Origin of the sequence: Nostoc sp., assembly GCF_036918015.1 — a bacterium.
In the GTDB taxonomy this organism is placed as follows: domain Bacteria; phylum Cyanobacteriota; class Cyanobacteriia; order Cyanobacteriales; family Nostocaceae; genus Nostoc.
This window is the reverse complement of record NZ_JBALEO010000103.1, coordinates 22,636-39,803: the sequence shown is the minus strand read 5'-3', so window position 1 is coordinate 39,803 and position 17,168 is coordinate 22,636. Positions and strand designations below refer to the sequence as shown.

General features: G+C 42.3%; 14 protein-coding genes and 1 pseudogene. 4 read left to right on the top strand and 11 right to left on the bottom strand.

All coding sequences use genetic code 11. From position 1 onward, the window contains the following. Positions 1–26 precede the first annotated feature (26 nt). A complete protein-coding gene (locus V7K61_RS33650) occupies positions 27–764 on the top strand; it encodes a DUF2201 family putative metallopeptidase (RefSeq protein ID WP_335060511.1) in 738 nt (245 codons plus the stop codon). On the opposite strand, the gene V7K61_RS33645 is transcribed toward V7K61_RS33650, so the two are convergent. The 6 genes and pseudogenes from V7K61_RS33645 to V7K61_RS33620 all read right to left on the bottom strand — a co-directional run bounded on the left by V7K61_RS33645 (position 684) and on the right by V7K61_RS33620 (position 8,471). Next, complete coding sequence (locus V7K61_RS33645) at positions 684–2,828, bottom strand: HEAT repeat domain-containing protein (RefSeq protein ID WP_335060509.1); 2,145 nt, start codon at positions 2,826–2,828, stop codon at positions 684–686. The genes V7K61_RS33650 and V7K61_RS33645 overlap by 81 nt on opposite strands. A gap of 109 nt (positions 2,829–2,937) precedes the next feature. After that, the gene (locus tag V7K61_RS33640; protein ID WP_335060507.1) at positions 2,938–3,621 is read right to left on the bottom strand and encodes a Crp/Fnr family transcriptional regulator; all 684 of its coding nucleotides are present in this window, start codon (positions 3,619–3,621) and stop codon (positions 2,938–2,940) included. Between the two features lie 189 nt (positions 3,622–3,810). After that, a pseudogene (locus tag V7K61_RS34285) lies at positions 3,811–4,371 on the bottom strand (pilus assembly protein PilB); the annotation flags it as partial. A gap of 1,045 nt (positions 4,372–5,416) precedes the next feature. After that, positions 5,417–6,604 (bottom strand): HetZ-related protein 2, encoded by a 1,188-nt coding sequence (locus tag V7K61_RS33630; protein ID WP_335060503.1) that lies wholly within the window; start codon positions 6,602–6,604, stop codon positions 5,417–5,419. 1,126 nt (positions 6,605–7,730) lie between these two features. Further along, positions 7,731–8,078, bottom strand: coding sequence for a carbon dioxide-concentrating mechanism protein CcmK (locus V7K61_RS33625; protein WP_094352433.1), 348 nt, complete (start codon positions 8,076–8,078; stop codon positions 7,731–7,733). Between the two features lie 81 nt (positions 8,079–8,159). Further along, complete coding sequence (locus tag V7K61_RS33620; RefSeq protein WP_334839645.1) at positions 8,160–8,471, bottom strand: BMC domain-containing protein; 312 nt, start codon at positions 8,469–8,471, stop codon at positions 8,160–8,162. Between the two features lie 303 nt (positions 8,472–8,774). On the opposite strand from V7K61_RS33620, the gene V7K61_RS33615 reads away from it, so the two are divergent. Then, positions 8,775–9,671: an alpha/beta fold hydrolase gene (locus tag V7K61_RS33615; RefSeq protein ID WP_335060501.1), complete on the top strand. Its 897-nt coding sequence runs from the start codon at positions 8,775–8,777 to the stop codon at positions 9,669–9,671. Between the two features lie 320 nt (positions 9,672–9,991). Here V7K61_RS33615 and V7K61_RS33610 read toward each other — a convergent pair whose 3' ends face one another. The 3 genes from V7K61_RS33610 to V7K61_RS33600 all read right to left on the bottom strand — a co-directional run bounded on the left by V7K61_RS33610 (position 9,992) and on the right by V7K61_RS33600 (position 12,106). After that, a complete protein-coding gene (locus V7K61_RS33610; protein ID WP_335060499.1) occupies positions 9,992–10,576 on the bottom strand; it encodes a Uma2 family endonuclease in 585 nt (194 codons plus the stop codon). A gap of 253 nt (positions 10,577–10,829) precedes the next feature. Beyond that, complete coding sequence (locus tag V7K61_RS33605) at positions 10,830–11,471, bottom strand: hypothetical protein (protein ID WP_335060497.1); 642 nt, start codon at positions 11,469–11,471, stop codon at positions 10,830–10,832. 2 nt (positions 11,472–11,473) lie between these two features. After that, a complete protein-coding gene (locus V7K61_RS33600) occupies positions 11,474–12,106 on the bottom strand; it encodes a ParA family protein (protein ID WP_335060495.1) in 633 nt (210 codons plus the stop codon). 239 nt (positions 12,107–12,345) lie between these two features. Here V7K61_RS33600 and V7K61_RS33595 point away from each other — a divergent pair, with 239 nt between their 5' ends. Continuing rightward, a complete protein-coding gene (locus V7K61_RS33595) occupies positions 12,346–13,728 on the top strand; it encodes a cytochrome P450 (RefSeq protein ID WP_335060493.1) in 1,383 nt (460 codons plus the stop codon). A gap of 43 nt (positions 13,729–13,771) precedes the next feature. Here the strand turns inward: V7K61_RS33595 and V7K61_RS33590 are convergent, their stop codons facing one another. Beyond that, positions 13,772–13,945: a hypothetical protein gene (locus V7K61_RS33590; protein ID WP_335060491.1), complete on the bottom strand. Its 174-nt coding sequence runs from the start codon at positions 13,943–13,945 to the stop codon at positions 13,772–13,774. A 169-nt stretch (positions 13,946–14,114) separates the two neighbouring features. Here V7K61_RS33590 and V7K61_RS33585 point away from each other — a divergent pair, with 169 nt between their 5' ends. Further along, positions 14,115–16,889, top strand: a complete 2,775-nt coding sequence (locus V7K61_RS33585) for a tetratricopeptide repeat protein (protein ID WP_335060489.1) — start codon at positions 14,115–14,117, stop codon at positions 16,887–16,889. A 32-nt stretch (positions 16,890–16,921) separates the two neighbouring features. Here the strand turns inward: V7K61_RS33585 and V7K61_RS33580 are convergent, their stop codons facing one another. Next, positions 16,922–17,128 (bottom strand): hypothetical protein, encoded by a 207-nt coding sequence (locus V7K61_RS33580; RefSeq protein WP_335060487.1) that lies wholly within the window; start codon positions 17,126–17,128, stop codon positions 16,922–16,924. Between the last annotated feature and the right edge of the window lie 40 nt (positions 17,129–17,168).

Genomic DNA, 17,168 nt, shown 5'->3' with positions numbered 1-17,168 from the left:
TAATTACGAATTACGAACTACGAATTATGAATTATGAAAATAGCTCCCGAATTATCAGTGCTTCTGTGCTGCGTTTGCGGATAAAGTCGCCATTTTTTGCTACCCTAGCATTGTTTGCTCGCTTCCTTCCTTCGCAGCAACTACCAACTGCTGCCACTGACGGCAAAGATATATTTTTTAATCCAGAGTATTTGCTTTCTTTACCTACCACTCAGCAGGATGGACTACTACTGCATGAAGTCTTACACGCGGCACTACTTCATGTGCCGCGCCGGGGTGTGCGCGAAGCTGAACTGTGGAATATTGCCGCAGATATTGTAGTCAATGGCATTATTAGCCAACAGAGTGTATTTGAACTGCCTCCGGGAAGATTGCGAGAACCTAAACTGGAGCATTTGAGTGTAGAAGAAATTTATGAGTTGCTGTTAAAAAATACGAATAATTCCGTAAAACTACTGCATCCTGATTTACTCAATGAAGCCCCTTTTGATGTCTCATCCTCTACTACTCCTGATATTAGTAACAATCAGGCAGCAGAGACTCAGGAAACAGGTAACAATCAGACACTCTTAAACTCTGGAAAAGCAGACGGAAAGACAGCATACCCTAACGACTTTGCCCGTCTGACTGCTGAAACTTCCTCCACAAACAGCGATAGTCTGTCAGAAGCGAGAAAAGCAGCTTTAGAGACACACTGGCGCAATGCTTTGCAACAAGCTGCTGTTATGATTCTGCAATCTATCTTTTGCAGCTGCCCGAACTAGCTGATTGCTGTCTTGTGCCAGTTGAATGAGGATTTGTTGAGTAGCTTGGGGATTTTGAGCTACGGCTAGCCGTTCCAACCAGGAGATAGAAAGGCTTTTTTCTTGTAGTAATTCCTGGGAAATCTGGGGTTGATTTAAGGCAATAAAGCTAACTAAGGAAAACTGAGACTTGGCATAATGATTGAGCGTCACAGCAAGGCTATCAGGATGACGTGATAGAAAATCAGGATTCAGTTTCAAATACTCCGTTGCATATTCGCCGCAAAGAATACGTTCCACTGCTTCTTTCGGTAAACTGGGGTTGAGCATGGCGTTTCGACGCACTAGATTAAATGATTTCTCAACCGCTAGTTCTTCTAAAGTCTCAGCGGACAAGTTAATTTTTGAAGCAACATTCATCCGAACGTTACCGTCTTCATCTCTGGCTAATTTTTCCAGGGTGCTGATTGGCGTATTCGGGTTTTGGGCTACTGCTTCACGAACTTTTGGGTCTGGTGATTGAGCTAGTTTTTCCAAGCTGCTTATAGGGGTGTTGAGGTTTTGCGCTACAGCCTCACACACCTTAACTTTAGTTGATTCAGCAAACTGTGCTAGAAAATTAGCAGGCAAATCAAAGCGCCGAGCGAGAAAAAGACGAGCGGCTTCTCCTCCATCCTGTGCTAATCGCTGCAAAATGGTTTCTAGGGGACTGGTACTTTCTTCTGCTAGGATATCTAAGATACTCTCTACCTCAGGGTATTGACCATATTTTTCACTTGACATTCGATAGGCGATCGCTCTACTTACAGATGCGTCTCTAGCTAATTGCTTAAACAGAAGACTTATTGGTGTATTGGGATTTATACTAACCTGACGACGAACTTCAGAAGAGTCATCCTGAGCTAACTCTTCTAAAATACTGACTGGTGCATTGGGGTTGTCAGCAACAGATTCACGCAGTCGTTCATCAACGCTTTTGGAAAATTCTAAGAGCAGTTCTGGCGGTGTATTTGGGTGTTTACAGACACTTCTGGGGTCTTTTTGTGCTAACTTTTCCAACACATAAGGAGGAGTTTTAGGATTCTTCCTAACCGCTTCGGCAGTATATTCCCCTTGTTGTTCTCTTATTACCCTAGCCGCAGCATTAGCAACGTGTATATCTGTATCTTTTGCCAGTCCTTTCACCACATTTAGGGGTGTATTGGGATTTTCAGCAACCCTAATACGAACTATTTGGTCTTGATTTGTACTCAAACTGTCCAAAACATCACTAGGTGTATTTAAATTACGAGCAAGAGCAGTTGGAGCTTGCTTTTCAGTGAACGATTTTCGTAGAGTCTCTGTGGGAGTATTGGGATTTTGGGCTATGCTATACCATATGTAATCATCAGTATGGTTGGCTAGGTGTTTGAGAACATTGGGAAAGGTAGCCGGAGAATCAGCGATCGCTCTACAAAAAAAGTCTTTGTAGCTTGAGTCCTCCACCCAATGTTCAACCATAAATTCTGGAACAGGGCAAATCTGAGTTAGAACTGCTAAAGAACCAGTACCAGCTTGGCGAGCAGAAGGAATTATTCCTTTAATCACCTCTTTAATTCTTTGTTCGTATTTCTCTGTTAATTCTCCAGCCAGATTGATGTGTAAACGAGCAGATTCCACAACTTGAGGATGTCGGCTTTGAGTTAACCGATTTAATACACCTTTGGGCGTTTGGACATTTTTAACTAGCGCCAGTTGTACTTCCAAATCCGCTTGATCTGCGACTTGTTCCAAAATATATACTGGAACATTTTTCTGTCTGAGAATGCTTCGCAAAGTACTTAAAGGAATTTCTGCAACTAGATTGAGATTTTCCAAAAGCAGTAATGGAAACACGGGGTTATCTAGCAATTGGGACGGAAATTCTGCTCCCAAACGCAACAGGACATCAACTGGAGTGTTGGGATTGCCTGCAACGGACTGACGAGTTTGTTGGTCAGTAGATAATGCTAGTTCCCGCAACAGTTCCGGGTCAGCACTAGGTTCTGCTGCTAATAATTGTGCCTGGGTGACGTTTTTTGTCAGGGGTGGAGTGGTGTCATCCATTTGTCTAAATTTGTGAACTATCTACACCTCTAATAAGCAAGTCAACCGAAGCCTATTGTCGGTTGACTTACTTAATACCAAAATTTGTATCGCTGAATAAATAAAACAATTACACTTTGCCAGCCAAGTTCATCAACTGTTTGAAGTTCACAAGATAAGTGATGTTGTTGGCGCTATCAATTTTAATCCACCCTTTTTCATGGAGTTTTTCCATGATTTTGGTGGTTTCTTCAACGCCGATTTCTGTCACCTCTGCTAAATCTTTAAAGGGAATGTTAAAAATTTCTCTTCCTAAGTCTGATTCCTGACCATAGCTTTCACCTAAAGTCACTAGAGTATGAGCGAGTTTAACTGCTGGTGGTGAAGACCGCATTTGCAAGCGCACGTTAATTTGCCGCAATCGCCGCACCATCAGTTGTAACATTCGGTGATGTAACTGCGGGTCTTTAAACAATATTTGAATAAACCGCTCTCTGGAGATACTAAGCAACTTCACGGGTGAAAGGGCAATGACATCAGTTGAGCGTGGAGATTCATCCAAAATTGCCATTTCTCCAAAAAAATCTCCATGCCCAAAAATTGCCAAAGCTACTGAATCTTCCCCGACGGTACGCCGGACTTTGACCCAACCAGAAACCACGAAGTAAACGGCGTTACCCCAAGCATCTTCCATGACAACGGCTCGCCCAGATGGGTATTCATGTTCAATTGCAACGTTGAGTAGCCATTCCAATGTCTGTGGATTGGCTGTACTCATTAAGGGGAAAAGTTCACTAAAAACCTCAGTTAACATGAAATATTTGCAACAATAGGATTTAAGAGGGGGAAACTAACTTTGCTACTATTAAGTTTGTTTAAACCGTAATCTTACTCAGAATACGATCGCAAAATCTGTATTTATTTGGAGATGAATCTCTAAGCTTTATCAGTCTAGGATTCCATTACAACATAACAATTATGTATGCTAACGAAATCAGCGTTTTCACTTACTGACCGATGATTTACTCTTTGTTGGTAAATTGCTATCTAGTGCCAGTATTTTGATCTGTTGGTCTAAATTTTTCACTAATTGATTCAGGGTAACTAAAGCCTCTAATTGCTGAGAATCAAGACTAGGATTCAGTAAAAGTCGTTCTTGTAGTTCATGTAACTTTATACTTAGTTGCTGAGAAATTCCTAAAGCATCGCGGCCTATACGCGTTAATTGTTGTTGTTGATAGAATTTTAATGCTGCTCCCCGCAATACTTGGAGTGTTGCCTCTTCGCCGTAGATTCCCGGCATGACTCGCAAGCGTAATAATACGCGATTTTTTTGATATACGTATTCCTTTTCTACCTGTTTTGGTTCTGTAATCGTGGTTACAGGCAGGGAAGCAAACCGCTTTAATTCATTCAATACTCCTTGAAAAACTGAGAGCGGCAGTTTGTCTAATACAGACTGCAAAACTCCATTGTCACTCCACAGTATTCTGCCTTCGTAAGCTTGTCTTTCTAAGTACAGCCGACCAATTCCCCCAGCCAGGATTCGCCCTAGTAATTCTTCTAGTAATTTTTTGGGTGGTAGTGTTGTTAGCAACTCAATCGGACTCAGTAGTTCGGAAGCTTGTGTGGGAAAAATAGGTAAATTGTTTGATGATATGGCTTCAGAATTCTCTTCCGATTGAGTTGTGGAAATAGTAATTTGAGATGATTGGTCTAACTCTGGGATAGGAGGCAAGTCTACCCGCTGCCCAGAATTTTGACGCTTTTGTGTCTGAAACACCATCAATACTGGTTGTTGATTTGATTCCGAGTCGGCATCTAAGGAAGGACTAGGTATGTCAGCAATTGTAGCTGGGCTATTTGTTGGGGGAAAGTCCACTGTTGCCTGATGCACTTGTTGGGCATCTAGCTGGGATGTATTCTTATGGTTGAGGTAGGCTGATAGTATTCTGCGGTGGGCATCGGCTGCGATCGCCTCAATCACCATTGTGTAATTGATAGAAGACAAAATGCGACCAACGTAATCTAGGGCTTCGCTCTCTTGTGGATGAACCATACCTAACAAGAGGTTTTTGTCTTCTAATCCAAAGGGCAAAATTTGGTGGTAGAGGCAAGCTTCAAAGGACAAAAGATGATCGATTAGGTGGAACATTTGTTCGCGATCGCCTCCTTGCTCCCACTTAGTTTGAGTGGCAGTTAGCATTTGCTGTCCATTTGCTGCGGTATCATTTAGTTCGCCCTTTGAAGACAACATAGATTTGATTCGTTGGTATTTACTTATATTTTGCCTCTAATTCAATAGGTAGTTAATAAAGATACTTTGTTAGATTGTTAAAATTTCAATTATATATACTTAAGTAAATGTAAGTAGAAGATGAATTTTAGATTATAGACTGGAGATAATACTGAGGATTGGGCAAAAGAGTGCTGTTAGTGGATAGCTAGGGTTGAGCCAGTTCCCCTGCTCCTCCGTTACAGAGGGTAGCCATACCACTTGCCTACGGCACGCTCCGCGAACGTGGAAGCAAGCGTCTGTCTGCGACACGCTGCGCGAACGTAGAGAAGTGCTGCTCCCCACTCCCCCATGATCCATTTCCCACTACAAGCTACTCCTCGGTTCTTAAAGCTTGGGCTGTCAGATAGACTTTTGTCCATTCGCCCAGTACTTGATGGGTTTTGAGTTTTAACTGTTGAGCTATTGCTTCTATTGAGTTACCCGCTTTCCGCAAAGCTAAAATCTGCCGCCCCAGAGGAGTCAATTTTTCATCAAGTTGCTCCCATTGGTTTTGTGTTAACCCCAAGTTATGTTCTTGCAAGGAAATTGAGAGCCAACTTTCCACGAGTTCTGGTTTACCTTTGAGGGCAAAAACACGCACAGCATGATAACTAATTTTTTCTCGTAGTCGATATACCTCTTTAGTCTGCTTATTCAGTTTCTGGGCGATATCTTCCTGGGACTTACCTTGCAGATAGAGTCGTAGCCATTCCACTGCATCTGTTCCCAGATTTTCTTGTAAATAATCTTCAAATTCTTTTTGTACTGACTGGCGCAGCCCTTGTTGTTCCTCTAGTTGTTGTGCTTCAATATATTCTGCGATCACCTGACTATCGACTAAGTTAACTCGATTGTCACTGTCGTCTGTGAGAACTTCTTCTGAGACTAGTCGAACCAAATCACGCCCTGGCACTTGGGTTAAACCACCGCGCTGAGTGCGACGCAAATAATTCACAAATCGGTAAGCTAATAGAGGTTGATTCCGTACTGGCCGCAAACAATATTCTTCTAAACTGGCAAATAGCAGAGCATCTCCCAATCTTCTATCGGTTGTATATTTGGCAATATCAGCCATTTGCTGTTGCATCTGGCTGTCGTTTTGGAGTAATTCTTGGAGTACTTCTTGTAACACATCCATCACACTGCGCTGGCGATCGCGGCTGAGGGAAACCCAAGTCTGAATCTTATTCCGTAATGTTACTAAACTCCCCAATCGGGTTATCAAGTTGCGATAAGCACGTTCTCGCCCCAGCCCCAAGTAGCGTTGACGTAAAATCCTCCAGCGATATTCCATCGCTTGTTTGGCGATATCGAGTTCTTTAGGATTATACAGATCGAACCGTTTTGAGTCAGATCCCAACAGCCAGAGAATAATGCTTTGCCTCGCGGCTTCATTTTGGTCTGGACATTCGACAGCCAAGCGCTTTTGCCAATCTAGAGCCAGTTTTTCCACATCCGTTGTCATAGTGAGATTGCATTCCTCGAAACTCAATTTTGAAGTTTGCATTACAACCCCCATTCGTCCCACCTAATTGTTTAACTGGCAGCTGCCCCAGATTTCACGTATTTCATGAATTTCATGAAAATAGCTCAGTGATTCTACTTTTATTACGTCTGAATTCATTAGAATTATGCAGAAATTTCTATATTGATGTTTTGCTTTTACTTTAAAAAGTTCAAAACCAATATATATCAAGCATTTGGGGTATTCTGCCCATTTAAACTTTTTGTAAACTTTTTTGTAAAGTTATGTGTTTTAGTTGAGAACAGAAATCTGCTTAAAGTGGGGAGGATACACCTTTTACAAAATGGATCGGGTAAATCTGACATTTTGTATGTAACAGAGCCGAGGAACGAATATAATTTAACTCAAATTTGGACGTTATTCCACCAGTATAAGTTTCAACTCTGTACAAACCTTTACGTAGTAAGAATATTTAGTTGAATCTCAATATCCTTAGTGTTAATGAGATTTTGCCCTGGAAGATTCCCTAAGTGCTCTATATCAGGATGTTGGCTTTGGCAAAGCCTCCACCCAACCTACAATTTTTTTGCTACTACAATTTTTTTGCAACATCAAAGCCATGACAGTCCATTACTTGACTAACGAGATTTTTTCAGAAATCAAATATGATTCCTATATACGACAATTAGAGTTTTAAGAGGTTGTTTGTTAAGTCGTTGTATAAAATCTTAGATAAATACTATCGTCATAGCGTGGAATTAGTCTCAGTATCTTATATGGCGATGTCTACGATGGTCACGTCACTTCGTCGAAGCAAGCTACGCACAGCGTCTCCAAGAGTTGTGCGGGCTACGCCTACGCTATTCTAAATAGTAGGAATTGATAGGCAAATTTCTCTTTTTTAAACTAGCTTCAGTTACAACCACACCTTTCATATTTGTTAAGTTATTCTTAAAACTTTTATATTCCTAAAAATGAACAGTCAACAGTCAATATTGGTTTTGACTATTGACTCTGACTGTTACTTTTCCTCTGCTTCAAAATTCAACTTATGCAAAATCTAAAAACAGGAGGAATGCATTTCTCTAAAGTTTTAATAGTCAGAAGCCTGACAATAAACTTCTCTTTAAATTCATCTATGGGAATTTTTTGTTTTGAATTCCCCCGCAGGAGGTTAAATCTATCGATTGTTCGCTCTAACAATGGGATTTTCTACAGATTCTCGATACCCTTGAACTTGTTCTGTGTAACCAATTGGCAGAACAGCTTCAACGTTTTCATGGGGACGAGCAATAATTACCCAGGATTCAAGTGTACCGCCATAAACATTTTCTGCGGCTTCAACACCGGCAGCCATAGCGGCTTTTACTTCAGAAACATCGCCACGAATATTAACTGTAAAGCGAGCGCTACCTACTCTGATATAACCAACGAGGGTAACTCGACCAGCTTTTACCATAGCATCTGCTGCTGCTAGCACCGCAGGAAAACCTTTAGTTTCAAGTGCTCCAACTGCCTGTAATGACATTATTAATCTCCTGTATGAATAAACTGGGGGCTACAAGTTAATTGTACGAAGCTTCGCTACAGATTTTGATAGCAAAATTGCTTAGAACATACGGAAAGGTTCTGATTCCTCAGTGAAATGGATTGGTAATATGGTTTCCACATTTTCTGGGGGATTAGGAACGATGTAGTAGGTAATTACTGTACCAGCTTTTACTTCCTCTCCAGCTACGATTCCGGCTTCAACAGCTCTATTTACTTCAGAAACGTGTCCCCGGACGGCGACTAACAAGCGGGCACTTTCCGCTTGACCATAATACACAATTGTGACTGCGGCAGCTTTGACCATTGCATCTGCTGCTGCTAAGACACTCGGAAAACCTAAAGTTTCAATTACGCCAACCGCCATTGGCATGGCATTAGCTCCTGGATTAAGGGATAAACGATTTTAATTGTACGTGGCTTTAGTCCCCATTTTGACATTTTGCAAAACTTTCTTTGATGCCATATTTTTTTTGGAGAGTAGAGAGGCGATTAATTGTGTCTGTCCTGTAAGCGATTAATTGCGTCTGTTGGGAGTTAGAATATTTTGATATTACCTGACTTATGTTTTATATATAAATTACAAATAATACTTCAGCATCTTAGGTTGTGTAACTTTATTGTTTAACAAAATCAGTTATGGGTGGAAGCAAGCTAGTACGATAAACTGAAATTTATGTTTCCAAATTTTCTTCCTACGGCAGTTGAGCAACTCACAGAACCTACTTCGATCGCACTAGCTCGGAGTATTCAAACAACTGCGATCGCTACTCCTTTAACTAATCAAGCAGTTACCACAACATTTGTCAAGCAAGGGTGTGGTGGAACTCCGATTTTATTAATTCACGGCTTTGACAGTTCTGTATTAGAATTTCGGCGGCTTTTGCCACTGCTTTCTGAAGATAATGAAACTTGGGCAGTGGATTTGTTGGGTTTTGGATTTACAGATAGACTTTCAGGAATTGCCTATAGCCCAACTGCAATTAAAACCCATCTTTATTATTTCTGGAAAAGCCTAATTAACCAACCTGTAATTTTAGTGGGCGCTTCAATGGGGGGTGCGACGGCGATTGATTTTACATTGGCTTATCCAGAAGCAGTCAAAAAGCTGGTGTTAATTGACAGTGCGGGGTTAGCAGGTGGTTCGCCATTGAGCAAATTCATGTTTCCCCCATTAGATTATTTAGCAACTCGGTTTTTGAGTAATCTGAAGGTGCGCGATCGCGTTTCCCGCATTGGATATAAAAATCAAACTCTTGCCTCTATGGATGCGTTATGTTGTGGCGCATTACATCTACAAATGCCGAGTTGGAATCAAGCTCTGATTTCTTTCACTAAAAGTGGTGGTTACAGTGCTTTTAGACTGGAAATATTATCACAAATTGTGCAACAAACACTAATTTTATGGGGCGATTCCGATAAAATTTTGGGTACTGAAGATGCCATGAAATTTAAAAGGGCAATTCCACACAGTACTCTCACCTGGATTCAAGATTGTGGTCATCTCCCTCACTTGGAACAACCACAAATCACCGCGCAGCATATTTTAAATTTTTGCGGTGAACCATATTAAGTAGCTAAGTGTAAAGAAATTAAAGTTTGTAGTAAGGACTTTAGTCCTGATAATCCTTGTTTTGAGCGATGATATCGTGTCCGGTTAAACACTTATAATATACGTAGGTTGGGTTGAGGAACGAAACCCAACATTTTACCCTTGTTCACGTTGGGTTTCACTACCGTTCAACCCAACCTACATTGATAGATTTTATTAAAAGTAATCACCCGAACTTAATATGAATTGCTCACTACGAACGTAGACATAACCTAAGCCTTCGCTACATAAGCTGCTATTATTATCTGGCGTTTCCAGACTTAACGGGGAAAAGTCAAATATTAGACCTGTCCGGCTGCCAAGACTTGGGCTGCGGTCAAATCCAGCATTGGAAAAGTTACAGACCTTATCAGGTCTTTTCCCTGAAACACAGTTTCTTCATACAGCCCATCTACCAGAGTCAGCAAGGTAACTCGATCTTTATCAGCGTCAACAATCCAGTATTCAGGGATACCCCGTGCGGCATATTCAGAACGCTTATAACGGTAGTCTCTATCCTCATTCACCTTCCCAGGAGAGACAACCTCAACCACCATTATTGGGGAAGGCATATCTGGGGTAATCGTAGCTCGCCCACCTGCTAGAGCCGCTAATAATTCTTGCGTCAAAATCATTAAACCTGGCAGTCGCACACGAGTCCGGTTGCCTATCACCACGAGTTCTGTATCTTTGTGGCGAATGAGTTGAATCGGCACAAACTTAAGAAATTCCGACAGTAGATAAAGAGAAATTAAGTTATTTCTATCAGTTTCCGGCGGCATTTCGACCAACTCTCCATCCACAAGTTCGTACTGGGTGTCTGTGCCGTCATCATAGGCAAGATACTCTTCTAGGGTGAGTTTATTGACGGTTGTGGTTGTATTCATCGTCTTCATCAACCCCACTGCTTATAGTCGCTTTGGACATCTCCTAATTGTATCAGTTGAATAATTTTAAGCCTTAAAGATAGGGACTGAGTATATTCATTTTTTAATTTAATATGAAAAAAATACTGCTATTAACCCAATAGTTAAGACATTTGAAGAAAGATTGTCTAGGTCAGAAATGGCACTGCGAGAATGACGGATAAATGAAGCAGTGCCATAGATTTTGATTTGTACCATTAACCTTTAACTGACTCTAGTCAAGTAACCACATCTCATTAGAACTATCGGGATACACATTTGGTTGATTTTGAGGTTGAGCTTGAGCAAGTGTTTCCGATGACCGATGTGATTTTTTGTAGTTAAGCGGATTGTAGTGGTCTTTTACTGGTTTGATCGCGCTAGTTTCTTTGACAACAAGTTTAGATTTCTCTTCTACTTTTTGTTCTACTTTTTGTTCTGCTTCTTTTTTGAAAGAATTAATTTCTTCTATCAGCAGGGAATTTGCTTCTGCAAGTTGCAGTGCTGTTTTTTTGGTTTCATCAAGTTCTTTGGTTAGCTGTTCTAGTAATGATTTTTGTTCTGATACAAAGGTTTTTTGTTTAGATAATTTTGATTGCAAATCAGTAATTTCTTGTCCAAGAGATGCTTCTTTTTTGTGGCTTGTTTCTAGATTACTTGTCAATTCTTTGACAGTTGCTTCTAAATCAGCCTTAGTAGGACTTGTGCGCTTAGTAGAAGCTGGCTCAAGTGGTTGTCCTAACGATTCCTCATCATCTGAAGCTTGTTCTTCAACAATTTTTTCTGCTGTAACTTCGATCGCAGATTCACCTTCTGGGGGTGTAAATTTTTGCGCCTCTTCTTGTAGTAAGTCAGAGAGACTTTGTTTCCTAGCCATTATTATTTTCTCCAATCACGCTGTAATTCATCAGCTGCACGGCGGTAGTCTAATTCCGCCTCCCGTGCGTTTCCACCTCGCCATTGAGTAATCGCTACACCTTCGAGTGCTGCTCGTTCATGAGCTTTATAGGCACGGATGAAGGTATTACAAGTAGGAATACCTAAGCGAGTCAGAGTGTTTTTTGCTTCTTGTGCTTCCCCCAAACTGCGGGTATCGACTTTGGTGAGCAATACCCGATGGGGGGTTCCCAAGGGGATGACGGCTTCCTTGACTGTTTCCACGAGGATTGCTAAATCCATTGCAGATGGGGGTGTCGGCAAAACTAGATAATCTGCGATCGCAACTACCGCCACTAATGCTTCAGAGCCGAGGGCGGGAGGTGTATCCACCACTACTAAATCGTAACCTGTTATCTTTCCTAAATCACTTAAAAGTGCGGGATCGGTTTCTTGAGATAAATCAAATCCCATTCCCTGCTGACTGCGCCCAAACCACCAACTGGCAGAACCTTGAATATCTGCATCAATCAGCAGCACCTTTTTTTTCTTCGCAAAGTTTGCAGCCAGATTGACTGCGGTAGTCGTTTTACCGACTCCTCCTTTACCGTTGAGAATAGCGATGATTTTTGGCACTGCTTACTTCCGATGCTGCCTTTTGAGTGCTGAGTACTGAGTGCTGAGTGCTGAGTTAGGAGTAGAGAGGCGATTAATCGCGTCTGTACAAGAGTTATTATTATCCTCTTTGTCTTCTTTTTCAGTTCCCAGTTTCCAGTCTCTAGTCCCCAATCATGAATATACCGCTTTCTGTAACCTTAAGTAACATGAAAAGTCGTAACAATAAAATTCAGAAGCCATCAACTCCACAAAATTCTATGACAACTACTTACAATTTGCCTGATGGGCCTCAAATGCCGCGCTGGCTGAGGATGATCAAGTTTATTACTCAGCCAGTGAAATATGTGGATGATTTTGCCCAAGTCTACGGTGACACTTTTACCATCAGGAGTAATCGCTCTGATAACCATATGGTGTATTTTAGTCAACCCCAAGCGCTTGAGCAGATTTTTACTGCTGATTCCAGCCATTTTGAGGTTGGCAGGGGGAACATAGGACTAAAATTTTTACTTGGCGATCGCTCCTTTATGTTAGCGGATGGCGATCGCCACCAGCGCCAACGGCAACTATTAGCTCCTCCCTTTCACGGCGAAAGGATGCGGGCTTACGGCGAGGAAATTCGGGAAATAACCCGACAGGTGACTAATGAATGGCAAATTGGCAAGCCTTTTAAGATCCGTGAGTCGATGCAAGAAGTTACCTTGCGTGTTATTCTGCGGGTTGTATTTGGTTTGAATGATGGACAGCTATTTGAGGAACTGAGGCGATCGCTAAGTGACTTATTAGACTTCATCACTTCGCCTATAATGTCCAGTGCCTTCTTTTTCCAGTTCATGCAAAAAAATTTCGGGGCGTGGAGTCCGTGGGGTTGGGTTCTGCAACAACGGCAAAAAATTGATCGACTGATTTATGCTTTACTTCGAGAACGTCGGGCTGAACTAGATCGAGATCGCCAAGATATCCTAAGTTTGATGATGGCGGCTCGTTACGACGATGGTCAAGGGATGTCAGATGAAGAATTACACGACGAGTTAATGACGCTGCTAGTTGCGGGACATGAAACTACTGCTTCTGCATTAACGTGGGCTTTTTACTGGATTGATCGTTTACCAGAGGTGCGTGAGAAGTTGTTACAGGAACTCAACACCATTGGAGTTAACGCTGATTTGAGTAGTGTAGCTAAATTGCCCTATTTAACAGCAGTTTACCAAGAGACATTGCGACTTTACCCAATTGTCATGACTGCTTTCCCGCGGATTGTGAAAACCCCAATAAAAATTATGGGCTACGAACTGCGAGAGGGAACGGTAATAATCCCCAGTATTTATTTAGCGCATCATCGGGAAGAAGTTTATCCACAATCCAAGCAGTTCAAACCAGAACGCTTTTTAGAAAGACAATATTCACTTTATGAATATTTACCCTTTGGTGGCGGTAATCGTCGCTGTATTGGGATGGCATTTGCTCAGTATGAAATGAAAATTGTCTTGGCAACTGTTTTTTCAGAATTTCAAGTTTCGCTAGTGAATAAACGTCCCGTGCGTCCTGTGCGCCGTGGGTTAACTTTAGCTGCACCCGCCGGAATGCGAATGGTTGCTACACCTCAAGTTAAGCGTGCGAATACACAAGCGTTAGTTTAAGCAATTAGGGTGGGGATTAAAATACCCACCCTACATATTACTTTTATTTCAAATTATCCCCCTCTGCTTCCTCTGGTTCCAGCAATTCCCAAATTAGAAAGGCAATTTCTATGAAAATACCTGAGCCTGGGATTAACCACTCTGCAATTAAGGGAATTACAAATAGTACAACTGTCACCAGCTTTTTAATATTGATAGATTTCGTTGCCTTTTGCATTTGTTTCACCTTGAATACTGAGGCAACGGTAAATTTGGGGTAGTAAGTGAAAGCAAATGCTGTTGTCTGTTGACTGTAATGGGTGAATACCCGGAGATTTGAGTTTGGGGATGCTAGATTAAGTTTGGGGATTCCCGAAACTTTGTCCAAATTTGAGCAAAAGTAACCGATGGCGCGTGTTAGCTATGGCGATGATGTTAAAGCGCGGGTAAGGCAGTTGTTAGAAAGGTTGTTGGCTTATGCCAATGATGAGGTAAATGATGGTGAGCGTTTTAAAATTGACTTTAATTGTCAAACACCAAACCAATTAGTTGTGAGGACACAGCTAAGAGTTTTGGCGGAACTTGGTGGTTTAGAGAAAGAACAAGTTCGAGAAGCACTGAAAGCACTTGCTGAGTTTTTGGGTCTTCTGGAAGATTTGCGCGAACACAAACGAGGTTCGGAGAACTGGCACTTTAAGCTGACGCTTTGGTGCGATAAAGACGACAAAGACGGGAACTTAAAGAAATTTGATGAAGAATGGCAACGTCTTAGGGAAGCAAAACCAGGTGTGCAGCGTGCGGAAGCGAGAAAAGCTAAACCCAAGCCGACGTTTTACGAAAATATTCCTTTAAGTGGGGTAATGGAGTTTGTTGGACGTGAAAAAGACCTCGAAAATCTCCACCAGCTTTTGCAGGAAAACGAACAAGTGGTAATAGCTGCTGTTGCTGGTATGGGTGGAGTTGGTAAAACTGAACTTGCCCTACAATATGCCAGGAATCACCGCGAAACTTACAAGGGTGGAATTTGCTGGTTGTTGGCAAAAGTTGGTGATGTGGGGATTCAAGTTGTCCAGTTTGCCAGAAGTGTGCTTGATTTAAACTTACCAGAAGGTTTGGATGTCTTTGCACAAGTGCAATACTGCTGGCGGAATTGGCGTGAGGGCGATGTGCTGCTAGTGTTAGACGATGTTGGGGAATATCAGCAGGTTAAGCCTTATTTACCCTCGTCATCTTCCCGGTTTAAAGTGTTGATTACCACGCGCCAATACTTGGGAGCATCTATTAAGCAATTATCCTTGGATGTATTGCAACCAGAAGCGGCGCTGGAGTTATTAAAGTCGTTTTTTAAAGAAACACCACAGCGAATTGAGCAAGAATTAGCTGTGGCAAATCAGTTGTGTAAGTGGTTGGGATATTTGCCTTTGGGTTTGGAATTAGTGGGGCGATATCTCAAGCGCAAAGTAGATGTTTCTTTAACAGAAATGTTGCGACGGTTAGAGAAAAAACGACTAGAACAACCCGCCTTGGATAAACCAGAAGGGGACATGACAGCACAACGGGGTGTGTTAGCAGCCTTTGAGTTGAGTTGGCAGGAATTAAACGACGATGATAAGCAGTTGGGCTGTTTATTGAGTTTATTTGCACCCGCGCCTATACCTTGGGATTTGGTGAAACAGTGTTTACCAGAAGAAGACGAGGAAGAGTTAGAGGAAATTCGGGATGATAAGTTATTGAATTTGCATTTACTTCAGCGCAAAGATGAGGAAATTTACCAACTACATCCACTGTTGCGCGAGTTTTTCCAATATAAGCTTACAGGTTTAGAACAGGCAGAGGAATTAAAGCGATCGCTTTGTCGGGTAATGGTAGCAGTTGCTCAAGATATTCCTGAAAGTCCCACACTTCAGCAAATTAAAGATGTTACCCCTGCAATACCTCATTTAGCTGAAGTAGCGCACAATCTCATTCAATACGTTAACGATGATGATTTAATTAGGCCTTTCATCGGTAATGCTTCGTTTTACAATGGTCAGGGATTGTATGACAAAGCAGCACCTTGGTGTGAGCAGTGTTTAGAAATTAGCAAAAAACGCCTAGGCGAATTACACCCAGATGTCGCCACTAGCCTCAATGGCCTCGCGGCACTCTACGATTCCCAAGGCAGATACAGCCAAGCCGAACCCCTTTACATCGAAGCTTTAGAACTTAGGCGCAAGCTGCTGGGCGAATCACACCCAGATGTCGCCACTAGCCTCAATGACCTCGCGGCATTCTACAATTTCCAAGGCAGATACAGCCAAGCCGAACCCCTTTTTCAACAAGCTTTAGCACTGAGGCGCAAGCTGCTGGGCGAATCACACCCAAATATCGCCACTAGCCTCAATGGCCTCGCGGCACTCTACAATTCCCAAGGTAGATACAGCCAAGCCGAACCCCTTTTTCAACAAGCTTTAGCACTGAGGCGCAAGCTGCTGGGCGAATCACACCCAAATATCGCCAATAGCTTCAACAACCTTGCGGCACTCTACGATTCCCAAGGCAGATACAGCCAAGCCGAACCCCTTTACATTGAAGCTTTAGAACTTAGGCGCAAGCTGCTGGGCGAATCACACCCAGATGTCGCCACTAGCCTCAACAACCTCGCGTGTCTCTACAAATCCCAAGGCAGATACAGCCAAGCCGAACCCCTTTTTCAACAAGCTTTAGCACTGTGGTGCAAGCTGCTGGGCGAATCACATCCAGATGTCGCACTTAGCCTCAACAACCTAGCTAATCTCTACAAATCCCAAGGCAGATACAGCCAAGCCGAACCCCTTTACATCGAAGCTTTAGCACTGTGGCGCAAGCTGCTGGGCGAATCACATCCTAATGTCGCCACTACCCTCAACAACCTTGCGGGACTCTACAAATCCCAAGGCAGATACAGCCAAGCCGAACCCCTTTTACAACAAGCTTTGGCACTGAGGCGCAAGCTGCTGGGCGAATCACATCCAGATGTCGCACTTAGCCTCAACAACCTCGCGTGTCTCTACAAATCCCAAGGCAGATACAGCCAAGCCGAACCCCTTTTACAACAAGCTTTAGATATTTTTGAGCGACAATTAGGGGTGAATCATCCTCATACTATAACTGTGCGTGAAAATTTAGCAGATTTGCGCGATCGCCTCAACTCACAACAGTAAAATTCAAGTTCCCAACCTCATCAATCAAGCTTTTATCTCAAGGTTTCGCGTTCTGAACTCGAAGTTTCGTGTTTCAAACGAGAATGTTCCTGTTTTAAGTGAGAACGTTCTTGTTTTAAGTGAGAGCTTTCCTGTTTTAAACAAGAATGTTCTTGTTCCAAACGAAAACGTTCCTGTTTTAAACGAGAATGTTCTTGTTCTGGGGTGGAATGATGGTGTTCTGAGGGCGATCGCTCCACTTAGATTGTAGAATGATGTGCGATCGCCTGTGAAGGTTGA